The organism is Lentzea sp. NPDC058450 (assembly GCF_042721395.1).
Lineage (GTDB): Bacteria > Actinomycetota > Actinomycetes > Mycobacteriales > Pseudonocardiaceae > Lentzea.
Window position 1 is genome coordinate 1 of sequence record NZ_JBHXLO010000065.1, and the last position, 11,311, is coordinate 11,311.

Annotated in this window: 11 protein-coding genes; 1 reads left to right on the forward strand and 10 read right to left on the reverse strand. The window is 68.9% G+C overall.

The annotated features are described in order from the left end of the window. Positions 1-154 precede the first annotated feature (154 nt). The 7 genes from ACFWNN_RS45375 to ACFWNN_RS45405 form a co-directional block, all read right to left on the reverse strand. On the reverse strand, positions 155-754 hold the full coding sequence (locus ACFWNN_RS45375; protein ID WP_382446180.1) for an ATP/GTP-binding protein: 600 nt from the start codon (positions 752-754) through the stop codon (positions 155-157). Further along, on the reverse strand, positions 735-1,112 hold the full coding sequence (locus tag ACFWNN_RS45380; protein WP_285644378.1) for a DUF742 domain-containing protein: 378 nt from the start codon (positions 1,110-1,112) through the stop codon (positions 735-737). The genes ACFWNN_RS45375 and ACFWNN_RS45380 overlap by 20 nt, the downstream gene beginning before the upstream one ends. Continuing rightward, entirely contained in the window at positions 1,109-1,546 is a 438-nt protein-coding gene (locus tag ACFWNN_RS45385; protein WP_030475700.1) for a roadblock/LC7 domain-containing protein, read from the reverse strand. Before ACFWNN_RS45385 ends, ACFWNN_RS45380 begins: the two co-directional genes overlap by 4 nt. Positions 1,547-1,572: 26 nt before the next feature. After that, positions 1,573-3,969 (reverse strand): nitrate- and nitrite sensing domain-containing protein, encoded by a 2,397-nt coding sequence (locus tag ACFWNN_RS45390; protein WP_382446181.1) that lies wholly within the window; start codon positions 3,967-3,969, stop codon positions 1,573-1,575. Positions 3,970-4,867: 898 nt separating this feature from the next. Beyond that, positions 4,868-5,893 (reverse strand): NAD(P)-dependent alcohol dehydrogenase, encoded by a 1,026-nt coding sequence (locus ACFWNN_RS45395; protein WP_382446182.1) that lies wholly within the window; start codon positions 5,891-5,893, stop codon positions 4,868-4,870. After that, positions 5,890-6,546, reverse strand: a complete 657-nt coding sequence (locus ACFWNN_RS45400; protein ID WP_382446183.1) for an iron-sulfur cluster assembly protein — start codon at positions 6,544-6,546, stop codon at positions 5,890-5,892. The genes ACFWNN_RS45395 and ACFWNN_RS45400 overlap by 4 nt, the downstream gene beginning before the upstream one ends. Further along, a complete protein-coding gene (locus ACFWNN_RS45405; RefSeq protein ID WP_382446184.1) occupies positions 6,543-7,556 on the reverse strand; it encodes an amidohydrolase family protein in 1,014 nt (337 codons plus the stop codon). Before ACFWNN_RS45405 ends, ACFWNN_RS45400 begins: the two co-directional genes overlap by 4 nt. Positions 7,557-7,706: 150 nt before the next feature. Here ACFWNN_RS45405 and ACFWNN_RS45410 point away from each other — a divergent pair, with 150 nt between their 5' ends. After that, positions 7,707-9,101 (forward strand): helix-turn-helix domain-containing protein, encoded by a 1,395-nt coding sequence (locus ACFWNN_RS45410; protein WP_382446185.1) that lies wholly within the window; start codon positions 7,707-7,709, stop codon positions 9,099-9,101. Here ACFWNN_RS45410 and ACFWNN_RS45415 read toward each other — a convergent pair. From ACFWNN_RS45415 to ACFWNN_RS45425, 3 genes are all read right to left on the reverse strand, one after another. Continuing rightward, positions 9,079-10,164, reverse strand: a complete 1,086-nt coding sequence (locus ACFWNN_RS45415) for a serine hydrolase domain-containing protein (protein WP_382446186.1) — start codon at positions 10,162-10,164, stop codon at positions 9,079-9,081. The genes ACFWNN_RS45410 and ACFWNN_RS45415 overlap by 23 nt on opposite strands. 130 nt (positions 10,165-10,294) lie before the next feature. Continuing rightward, positions 10,295-10,462 carry a hypothetical protein gene (locus ACFWNN_RS45420; RefSeq protein ID WP_382446187.1) on the reverse strand — a complete coding sequence of 56 codons (168 nt, stop codon included), beginning with the start codon at positions 10,460-10,462 and terminating at the stop codon, positions 10,295-10,297. A 40-nt stretch (positions 10,463-10,502) separates the two neighbouring features. Beyond that, positions 10,503-11,114 (reverse strand): hypothetical protein, encoded by a 612-nt coding sequence (locus tag ACFWNN_RS45425; protein ID WP_382446188.1) that lies wholly within the window; start codon positions 11,112-11,114, stop codon positions 10,503-10,505. Between the last annotated feature and the right edge of the window lie 197 nt (positions 11,115-11,311).

Sequence of the window (11,311 nt, forward strand, 5' to 3'; positions counted from 1 at the left end):
ACCACGCTCGGCAACCTCAGTCCAGCCGACTACCGAGCCCGCGCCCTCACTACCTAACCTTCACACCCCAGTCCAACTTTCGGACAGCAGTTCAAAGTCGGGACCCCCTGCGTCTCAACGTACTCAGGGGGTCCGACAGGATCAGGCCGTCACATCAGGCCATCACGTCGAGCCGGTTCATCGCGTGCTCGATCACGCGGACCAGCACCGACTTGCACGACTCGCGGTCGCGCGCGTCGCACAGCACCAGCGGCACGGTGTCGGCGACGTCCAGCGCCACCCGCATCTCCTCCGCGGTGTAGGAGTGGCTGCCCTCGAAGCAGTTCACCGCCACCACGAACGGGATCCCGCGGCGCTCGAAGAAGTCGATCGCCCCGAAACCGGCGTCCAGGCGGCGGGTGTCGACGAGCACGACGGCGCCGATCGAGCCGATGGCGAGCTCGTCCCAGAGGAACCAGAAGCGGTCCTGGCCGGGAGTGCCGAAGAGGTACAGCACCAGTTCGGGGTTGATCGTGATGCGGCCGAAGTCCAGGGCGACCGTGGTGGTGGTCTTGCCCTCGACGCCGTAGAGGTCGTCGATCTCCTCGCCGGCCTCGGTGAGGAGCTCCTCGGTGCGCAGCGGGGTGATCTCGCTGACCGCGCCGACCATCGTTGTCTTGCCGACGCCGAAACCGCCTGCCACGACGATCTTGACGGAGGTGGGGACGGTGAGCTCTTCCCTGCCCTGCGCGGAATCAGATTGCACGGACACCATCGAGCACCTTCTGCAGTAGGTTCATGTCGACCGGAGTCACTCTCGTGGCCGGGCCGCTGGTGATCACGTCGCCGCGCTGGATCAGGTCGCTCAGCAACACCTTCACCACGACGAGGGGTGCGTGCAGGTAGGCGGCGACCTCTGCGACGGAAAGCGGTTTCCGGCAGAGCTTGATGATCTCCAGGTGCTCGACCGACAGGGTGCCCTGGTCGGTCGTGGTGCGCAGGGCGCGCACCTGGGTCGTGAGCGTGAGGTCCTCACCGGCGGGCTTGGGCCTGGTGCGGCCGCTCACCATCGCGTACGGGCGGACCATGGGGCCCGCCGCCTCGTCGTACCACCAGTCGGAGGAGTTGCTCATGACAACCCGAGGGGGTTGGGCATCCGCGGCGACGCGAGTGTGCGCGGCGCGGAGGAGAGGTACGCGCCCACGCGCTTCACGAGCATGTTCATCTCGTACGCGATCATGCCCATGTCGGCGTCCTCGTCGCCCACCACCGCGAGACAGGCGCCCTGTCCCGCCGCGGTGACGAACAGGTGCGCGCGTTCCATCTCCACGATGGTCTGGCGGACCTGTCCACCTCCGAAGTGCCGTCCGGTACCGCGAGCAAGGCTCTGGAACGCCGACGCCATCGCGGAGAGGTGGTCGGAGTCGTCCTTGGAGAGCTCGGGAGAGTGGGCGAGCAGCAGGCCGTCCGCGGAGAGCACCACCGCGTGCCGGGCACCGACCACTCTCGCGACGAGGTCTTCCAGCAGCCAGTTGAGCTCGGGGTGCCCGCCGGTCAGGTCGTCCACGGAAATAGCCCTTTCAGTTCTGTGATTCACGGTTCCACGACGTCGTCGGCCTGGCGGGCGTCTCGGGTGCCCCGCTGGAAGGCGGACATGCCGTCGCGGGTTCGTTCCGCCCGTTCCTCGGGGTTGAACTCCGCGAGTTCCGGCATCGGCCGGACTTCGTCGTTGGCGAGCTGCGGCACGAGGTGCTGCTGACGCCTGCGGCGCGGCAGCTCCGGCCGGTCGTCCGCCGAGCGCGTCGCCGTCTCACCCTCCGCCGGGTCGGCGGTCGGCCACACTCCTGCCAGGCGGTCTTCCCGGGGCAGCTCGAGCTGCCCGCTGCTGCTGTCCAGGTCCCTTTCGAGGTCCAGGGCCGGACTCCGGTCGTTTCCCACTGCCCTGCCGGCCCAGAACTCGTCCAGGCGGAAGGTCTCGGTGGGGCGTTCGCCGGGGCGCGACAGGTCGCCCTGGATCGGCACGGCGGCCTCGAGGGCCTCCGGCGACCGCGCGGCCTGCTGCATGGTCTGCTGGCGGAACGTCGGCTTCGGCATCGGCACGGAGTCCGCGGGGTCGATCGCGCCCGCCTCGCCGACGATCAGCTCGGACGGGATCAGCACCAGCGCGATCGTGCCGCCGGACGGGCAGTCGCGCAGCTCGACGTGGATGTGCCGGCGCGCGGCCAGCCGGGCGACGACGAACAGGCCGAGACGGGACTCGCCGCGCAGGCGCATCGCCTCGAAGTCCGGCGGCGCCTCCAGCATCTTGTTGTGCTGCTCGCGGTCCTCGGACTTGATGCCGAGGCCGTGGTCCTCGATCTCGATGACGAGACCCTGCGGCACCTCGCTGCTGTGGATCTCGACCTGCGAGCGCGGCGACGAGAACGACGTGGCGTTGTCGACGAGCTCGGCGATCAGGTGGATGGTGTCCGCGACGGCGGCGCCGACCAGCGCGACCTCGGGCACCGGGTTCACCTTGACGCGGGCGTACTGCTCGGTCTCGGCGACGGCGGCGCGCACGACGTCGAGCATGCGCACGGGCTTGCGCCACTGCCGGCCCGGCTGCTCGCCGGTGAGGATGATCAGGTTCTCGGCGTTGCGGCGGGCGCGCGTCGCGAGGTGGTCGAGCTGGAAGAACGCGTCGAGGTGGTCGGGGTTCTCCTCCTCGCGCTCCAGCTTGTCGAGGATCTTCAGCTGGCGGTGCACGAGACCCTGGTTGCGGCGCGCGATGTCGAGGAAGACCCGGTTCACGCCTTCACGGGTCTGCGACTCCTTCACGGCCGCGGCGACCGCGGTGTACTGCGCGGCGTTGAACGCGTCGGCCACCTGCCCGATCTCGTCGTTGCCGTAGTCGAGCGCGGGGACCTCGGCGGCGACGTCGACGTGCTTGCCGTCGCGCAGCCGTTCGACGATGCTCGGCAGCCGCTCGTGGGCGAGCTTCAGCGAGTCGCTCTTCAGGCTGGTGAGGCGGACGATCAACGCCTTGTTGACGAGGCGGTTGGAGACGCGGACCGCGACGAAGATGCCGACGATGACCGCGATCAGGGCGATGAGCGAGCCGATGAGGACGGTCGTGAACTTGTCCTTGCCGTTCGCCATGGCGATGTTCACGGCGCCGGTCGACTGCTCCTGCACCATCGTGGTCAGCTCGGTCGACACCGCGCGGCTGGCGTTCTCCCAGTCCGTCAGCGCGACCTGCTGGCCGATCGGCCGTTCCGCGTTCTGCAGCAGGCGGTTCTCCAGCGTCACGAGCTGCTGGTACGGCGCGCTGCCGGTGACGGTCTTGAAGTGCTCGCGCACGTTCGGCAGCGAGGTGGGCTCGATGACGTTGAGCGTGAAGTGGTACGCGCCGACGAGCTGGACGAACTCGCGGTGCTCCTCGGGCGTGAACTTGCCCGCGGCGAGCGCGCCGGCGGCGACGGAGCTGGACCGCGACATGGCGTCGGAAGCCTGAAAGTACTGCAACGCGCCGAGCGCGCCCTGCACGGTCTCGGCATCGGGCACGATGCGAGCCTGCGTGCCGAACAGCGACCCACCGGCGTCGAGAACGCTGTTGTAGTAGCGGTAGGTCTCGTCCTTGGACGTCGCACCGGACTCGAGGCGCTCGCGCTGCTCGGGCAGCTGGTCGAGCAGGCCGTTGAGCTTGTTGATGCCGTCGACGATCTCCTGCGGCGCCTGGGAGGCGAGCTCCGCGAACGCCGACTTCATCTTCTCGACGTCCTTGTCGGTGTCCTGCTGCTGCTTGAGCAACGCCGACGCGTTCGCGCCGGGGCGGCTCAGGCTCGTCATGCTGAGCTCGCGTTCCTTCTGCAGCGAAGCGAACGACTGCACCGCGGGGATCGAGGCGTCTCGCGCACCGGAGGCCACCAGCTGGAGGTAGAGCCCCTCGAACACCGTGTAGGACGAGAACAGCGCCCACATGGCCAGAAGGACGACGCTGGGAACCACCACGACACCAGTGAGCCGGGAACGAATTGTCTTGTAATTCGTCTCAGGCACGTTCTTCAGCTTCACAACGCTCCACGACCACCCGAATTGGCGACGGAAAGATAGCATCGCATGATCAACATGACCAACAGCGATGATCTTGAGGGGGCGAGAGCAGACTACTCACTCCGTTGACCTTCGCAACACCCCCCATCGCCCTGGTTCCCGACTAGGGGGTCCCTAGTTGACCGAGCGGGCGAATGGGGAGTCGAGCTGGGGATTCGCTAACTGAACTGTGGATACGCCGCCGAAACACCGTGCTTATTGGCGGCAACTTGACACTCCCGTGATCGATCTTCTACACGAGAGCGGAGCGCGACCAATCGTCGCTTTCCGTCACCGGTTTAATCGCGAATTCGCACGTCAGAGCCACCACAGACAGTGATCGACATCGAGTCATTCCTAGGACGAGATCAACTCGGCGAAGCGCCTTCACATCGCTAAGAACGCGGTAATTCCGCTGGTCACCGCCACGACGCCGACAGTTCACCCGGCAACCACCGCGGGGAGTGCTCCGGGAACGCGCGCGACTGTCACCCCGATGGCCCAACGCGCTACGCCACCGGCGACACCGCGGGCGACGACTCCACAGTGGCCTCGGCCACAGTTGGCACGGTTGTGCTGTCTGATTTTTGTCCGGACTCACCGTCATCCGCTGCCCGACCGTCCACACGCGCCTCGAAGACGGTCGGCACGCAGAAACATCCGTTGCGGATTCAAAAGTTCTCGCCGTGTTCCCACGTTTCCGAAAGTTTCGATCTCGCCGACTGGGAACGACCGTCCTTCTTCCACTCACCGCCGAGGGAAACCGCGTCCCGCGCTCCCGTGCCCGAGGTACGTCCCGGGCACGGGAGCGAGGAGGTCACGGCGTCAGGATCGCCCGGCCGCGCACCCGCCCGGCGTCGAGGTCGTCGATCGCGTCCTGGAACCGGTCGAGCGGGTACTTCTGGGTGTGCAGCGCGACCTTTCCCCGCGCCGCCAGCACCATCAGCTCGCACAGGTCCGTGTAGGACCCGACGAGGTTGCCGATGAGGTTGATCTCGGTGGAGATGATGTCGATCGTGGGCACGTCGATGTTCTCGCCGTAGCCGACGACGTGGTAGTCGCCCGCCCGCCGCAGCATCGCCACGCCGTCCTTGGTGGCGCCGCCCTCGCCCACGAAGTCGATCACGGTCTCGGCGCCGTTGCCGCCGGTGAGGTCGAGGACCGCCGCCACGTGGGAGCCGTCGGCCACGACGCCGTGGTCCGCGCCGATGGCCGAGGCGAGCTTCACCGCGTCCGGGTTGCGGTCCACCACGACGATCTCGGCCGCCGTCAGCGCCTTGAGCACCTGCACGCCGATGTGCCCGAGGCCGCCCGCGCCGATCACCACGCACCGGTCCCCCGGCCGCAGCCTGCGGGCCGCCTTGGCCGCCGCGTGGTACGCCGTGAGGCCCGCGTCGGCGAGGGCGGCCACGTCGGACGGTTCCAGGGCGTCGTCGATCTTCACGACGCTGCGGGCCGACGTCTTGAGGTACTCGGCGTAGCCGCCGGCGGTGTCGATCCCGGGGAACTGCGAGGCGGCGCAGTGCACGTCGTCGCCCTTGCGGCAGGCCGGGCACAGGCCGCAGGTGATCAGCGGGTGCACGATCACCTTGTCGCCCTCCGCGACGTTCGTGACGGCCGTGCCGACCGCGTGCACCCAGCCCGCGTTCTCGTGGCCGATCGTGTACGGCAGCGTCACGCCGGACTTCTCCGCCCACTGCCCTTCGAGGATGTGCAGGTCGGTGCGGCACACGCCGGCACCGCCGATCCGCACGACCACGTCGAACGGCCCGGTCACCTGCGGCTCGGCGACCTCCGTCATCTCCAGCGGCCGGTGGTAGCCGGCGACCTGGACGGCCCTCATGCCGTTTCCTCCATTGCGTAGCGGGTGCGGAGCAGGCCACGGCAGAAGTGCGCGTTGCCCTCGATGGAGATGCCGACCGACCGGGCGAACCGCAGGCGCAGCGGCAGCCGGCCCGGTGGCAGCGGGACGCCGTGGTCGTCGACGAGCACCGGCGCGTCCGGTGCGGCCGAGAAGCCGAGCGCGGAACGCCTGCGCCGCAACGCCTCCGTCGCCTTCGAGGCGGGGAGGTCGCCGAGCGTCAACGACCTCAGGCGGTCCGGTGGCACGTCGCGCACGGCCCGTTCCATCGCGGCCGCGTGGGCCTTGCGCCGGAACGTGAGCCGCAGCTCCTCCAGGTCGCGGGACGCCTCCTCGCCGTACGTGCCGACGAACCCGGCGTCGGCGGCGATCCCGCGGTTGATCACGTCCGAGTCGTGGTGGTCGTCCAGCACCACGACCACGTGCTCCGCCAGTTCCCGCAGCGCGTCCTTCGCGTCGGATGCCATGAGGTACGCGAAGTTCGGCGAGCAGAACGCCGTCGGGAGTCGCAAGTGGACGGTCAGCACGCCGTCGGCCAGCTCGACCGAACGGACGAACCCGAGCGTGGTGATCGGCTCGTCCAGCTCGGGGTCCATCACCTCGTCCAGTGCCTCGAGGACAGCCTTCTCGATCATGCGACCGACACCGCCTCCTGCGGCACCGGGGCGACGTCGAGACCCTCGGGCACCGGGATGTCGTACATCCTCGCCGCGTTCAGGCCGAGGATTTTCTTCTTCTGCGCCACGGTGAGCGGCGCGTACTCGGTCATGTCCGCCGGGATCTGGAAGTCCACGAAGCGTTCGACCAGCCAGCGCGGCGTCCACAGCGCGTAGTCGCTGGAGAACTGGATCCGGTCCTCGTTCAGCCAGTACAGCAGCTCGCCGATGATCTGCGCGAAGTAGCGCGGCCGGGTGTGGATGAACGGCATCGCGACCGCGAGGCCCGCGTGCACGTTCGGTTCCTGGGTGGCGATCCAGCAGAAGTCCTCCAGCCGGGGCAGGCCGCAGTGCTCGATCACGAAGTTCAGCTCGGGGAAGTCGGTGGCCGCGTGGTCCACGTCCGCCACGTCGAACGCGTCGCGGTCGAGCGGCCGGATCGTCGGGCCCTTGTGGATGTGGATGTTGCGGATGCCCAGCTCCTGCGCGGTCTCCAGGTAGCGGTAGCTCCACGGGTCGTCGAGGCGCCAGCCGCGCGAGTCGCCGTACCACTCGGCGGTGTAGAGCTTCACGCCCTTGAGCCCGAACCGTTCGGCGTCCCTGCGAAGGTCGTCCAGGCCCTGCTGCTCGCGGCGCGGGTCCCAGCAGTGGTTGTAGGTGAGCTTGTCCGGGTGCTTGGAGGTGAGCTCCCACGCCTCCTCGGTCTGACCGAAACCGTTGTGGTAGAAGGCACCCAGGTGGGCCGGCTGGAAGATGGCGTGGTCCACGTACCCGTTGTCGAAGAGGTCGCGCATCAGGCGTTCGCCGCCCTGGTACAGGTACTCCTCGTACGACCAGACCTCCTCCTCCGGCGAGAGGTTGCGGTGGTAGTCGTAGAAGCAGTCGATGAACTGCTTGCCGTGGATGTTGCGCTGGTTCTCCGGGCGGGCGTCCCAGAGCGCGATGTGGGCGTCGACGATGAAGTAGTTCTCGCCGTCCTTCGAGTACATGGCCGCCTCCTGTGGTGGTTGCGACCGACCGTAGGAAGATCCGCGCAGCTCAGGGACCCGGCGCGTGTCTCACTTTGAGACATCCGGTACTGCGGCACGCGTCCGTTCGGGTCGTACTCTGGGGTCCGGACGTGCGACGAGGAGGTCGACGTGGACGACCGGCAGCTGGCCGCCATCCCCCAGCGCCTGCGGGCCTCGTGGCTGCGCAGCGAGCGGTACGGCGTGCCGGAGGACGAGGTCAGGCCGGTCTTCACCGGCACCGTCGACACCACGTCGTTGTTCTACGAGTGCGGCCACGAGGTGCTGCGCGGCCTGCACGACACGCTGTCCAACGAGCCGATCAGCCTGATGATCACCGACAGCGAGGGCCTGGTCCTCACCCGGCTCTGCACCGATCCGGCCATCGTCCGCTCGCTCGACCGCGTCTACCTCGCGCCTGGTTTCTACTTCGCCGAGGCCAACGCCGGCACGAATGGCCTGGGCCTCGCGCTGGCCGACCGCACGGCGTCCCTGGTCCGCGCGAACGAGCACTACTGCACGGGCCTGCGCGGCTACACGTGCGCGGCCGTGCCGGTGCTCGACCCCGTCTCGGGCGCGCTCGCGGGCAGCGTGAACCTCACGACCTGGTCCGACCAGTCGTCCGACCTGCTGCTCGCCCTGGCCCAGGCCGCGGCGGGCACCACGGCGGCGTTGATGCTGGCCCGCGCCTCGGGCCGAAAGATCCGCCCGGCGCCGCGCGGCGAGGTGTTCCGCGTCTACTCCGACCGCGTCGAGCCACCCCGGCTGTCGGCCGCCTGGACGTCCGCCGTCGGCGCGGCCGCCGAGGCCATGCAGGACGGCCGCGTGGTCGCCGTCGTCGGTGAGCCGGGAGCGGGCAAGACCGCCCTGGCCACGCACGCCCGGCGGTCCGTCCGCCCCCGCGAACGCCTGCTCAACGCCCGCCCACCCGCTCCCGACGACGTGTCCGCGTGGCTGCGGTTGTGGACCCCCGAGCTGGGCAAGGCCGACACGTGCGTGGTCGTGTCCGGGGTGGACGCGCTCCCCGCGTGGGCCGCCTCCTCGCTGGCACCGCTGCTGACCGGCTTCGTGCTGACCGCGACCGAGGCCGTGCCCGAGGCGTTGGCGCCGTTGGTCGACGTGGTGGTGGAAGCCCCCGCGCTGCGGTTCCGACCTGACGACATCCTGCCGCTCGCCCACTACTTCGCGCACCGCGACCGAGGCCGCGAGGTCACGTTCACCTCGGCCGCGGTGCGCGCGTTGCTGTCGTACGAGTGGCCGGAGAACACCAGCCAGCTGCGCCAGGTCGTGCGCGCCGCCGCGGCCCGCTCGGACGTGATCGACGTGCAGCACCTGCCCGCCGAGGTGTTCACCGGAGTCGGGCACCGCCTGAGCCGCCTGCAGGCGTTGGAGCGCGACGAGATCGTGCGCTGCCTGACCGCGCCGGGCGCGACGATCGCGGCCGCGTCGGCCGAGCTCGGCATCGGGCGGGCGACGATCTACCGCAAGATGGCGCAGTACGGCATCAAGGCTGATCGCCTGCGGTGACGGCGTTCGCGATCCGGAGCGTCATCTGCTGCTGGTTCGCGTCACGGACCGTGGGCGTGAACGAGTAGGCGATGCGCCGCTGCCCGTCTCGCGTCGAGAACATGCCCGCGTTGTAGCCGTACCACTCCCCCGTCTTGCCCCAGACCTCGACGCCGTTGACCGTGAACGTCTGGAGTCCCGTCGCGTACGCCGCCGGTCGACCGTCCACCATGGACACGTCCGGCAGCGTGAACATCTTCTCCAGCAACGGTTGCCGGACGAGCTTGCCGTCGACGAGCGCCTTCATGAACCGCGTGAGGTCGCTGGTCGTGGAGACCATGTCCCCCTCACCGTGGGCGCGCGAGGTGTTGAAGTCGCTGACGTCGACCCGCTGGCCGTCGACGTCGAGGTAGCCGTGGACGTGCGCGCCGAGGAGCGTGGTCTCGTTGCGTTGCGGCACATAGGTCCTGTCGAGGCCGAGCGGTCGGGTGACGCGGTCGCGCACCTCGACGCTCAGGTCCCGGCCGGTGACCTTCTCGACGATCATCGTGGCGAGCAGGTAGTTGATGCCCCGGTACTCCTGCTTGGTGCCCGGCGTGAACTTCGGCTGCGTCTCGGGGATGAGGTCGCGGAGCTGCTGGGCCGTCCAGCTGTCGTAGCGGTGCGCGAGCACCTTCGCGGGCGTGCTCAGGTCCGGGTAGCCGACCTCGTTCGGGATTCCGCTGGTGTGGTTGAGGAGCTGGCCCACGGTGACGGCGTCCAGCGTCTCCGGCACGTCCGGGAAGTAGTGCCGCACCTTGGTGTCCAGGCTCAGCCTGCGTTCCTGCACGAGTTGGAGCGCGACGGTCGCGACGAAGACCTTGGAGACGCTGCCGATCCGGAACCGGTCGCCGGGCCTGACCTCGCGCCTGCCGTCGGCCAGGCCCGCCGTGCCGTACCAGCGGCCCGCGTCGCCCGCGACCCGCAGCTGGGCGGAGGTCGCGACCGGGTTCTGAAGGTCGGAGATGGCCGCGTGCAGCAGTTCCGGTTGCAGCGGCGGTAACGGGGTCGCGGCGACGAGGGCCGCGATCAGCAGAGATTTCATGATCACCAACTTGCCGTGGTGATCATGGCGGCGACATGGTGCCGGCCCCCGCTCTCGCGGTGGGGCCGGCACCAGTGGAGTCGGTCGACCTGCTGGTTCCGCTGCGCACGCGGGCGGAGGTCGGCGTTCCTCAGTCGGAGAGGAGGGACTTGAGGGTTTTGGACAGGCCGACGCCCTTGGCGTGGCGGTTGCGGCGGCCGGCTTCGCGGTCGCCCCAGAACTTCGTGCCGCGGCCGTGCGTGCCCCCTTCCTGGTACCGGTCCTCGTGGTCGAGGCGAAGGATCGCGTCCTCCGTCATCTGCGCTTCGGCAGGTCCAGGTTCGAGTCGTCGTACTGGGTCACGACGACCTGCCGGCCAGCAGCCGCGTCAGCGCCGCCGTGATCCCCGCACCCTTGGACGCGCCTCGAGGACGCCGCTTGTCCGGCTCGCGGTTGGTGACGACCGACGTCCGGCCCCCGAACGACTCGTGCTTCGGCTCGAAGTCGAGCAGCAGCACGTCGGCGTCGGTCATCGGCTCGACGCTGGGCTCGTCCCGGTGCACGAAGAACCTGCCGTTCTTGGGCAGGACCTCCTCCTCTTGCTCTATCCGCACGAACAACGATCCGTCGGTGCCGAGGCAGTAGAGGTACGACGCCTTCGTCGTCTCGTCCGCCATGCTGCCCGAGCCCTTCTCGTCCTTCTTCCAGAAGCGGCGTTCGAGCACCCAGTAGTCGTCGGTGACGGTCCTGGTCTCGGGCACCTCGTAGGTCTCGGTCCGCCTGGCGAGGTTGAGGAATCCGCCCCGCACTTCCCGGGTCTTGGCCACCTGCACGGTCACGGAGTGCTTGCCGCGGGCCGCTTTCGTCTCGCGGGCGACGCGCCGGGCGAGCTGCCGCAGCCGTTCCCAGTCGATGCGGCTCTTGTCATAGGTGCCGGACGGCAACGCGGTCAGCTCCCGCAGCCCACGCACGTGCCGTTCGGAATCTTGACCGTGCCGCACTTGCCGCACTTGACGGTGTCTCCCACAACTGCCTCCTACGCCGGCATCCGCTGATGCCACGTTCCTTCGGTGGAGGATGGAGATCCGTTACGCCCGTCACCCGCCCGGCCCAGCAACGCGAGACGGCCGGTGCTCACGGAAATATTGGTCACAGGCAGTCACGCGTG

Coding starts and splice junctions, on each gene's coding strand:
- ACFWNN_RS45405 (WP_382446184.1), bottom strand. CDS start 7,556: ATGTACTCGAAGGACGGCGAGAACTACTTCATCGTCGACGCCCACATC.
- ACFWNN_RS45400 (WP_382446183.1), bottom strand. CDS start 6,546: ATGATCGAGAAGGCTGTCCTCGAGGCACTGGACGAGGTGATGGACCCC.
- ACFWNN_RS45380 (WP_285644378.1), bottom strand. CDS start 1,112: ATGAGCAACTCCTCCGACTGGTGGTACGACGAGGCGGCGGGCCCCATG.
- ACFWNN_RS45395 (WP_382446182.1), bottom strand. CDS start 5,893: ATGAGGGCCGTCCAGGTCGCCGGCTACCACCGGCCGCTGGAGATGACG.
- ACFWNN_RS45375 (WP_382446180.1), bottom strand. CDS start 754: ATGGTGTCCGTGCAATCTGATTCCGCGCAGGGCAGGGAAGAGCTCACC.
- ACFWNN_RS45420 (WP_382446187.1), bottom strand. CDS start 10,462: ATGACGGAGGACGCGATCCTTCGCCTCGACCACGAGGACCGGTACCAG.
- ACFWNN_RS45415 (WP_382446186.1), bottom strand. CDS start 10,164: ATGAAATCTCTGCTGATCGCGGCCCTCGTCGCCGCGACCCCGTTACCG.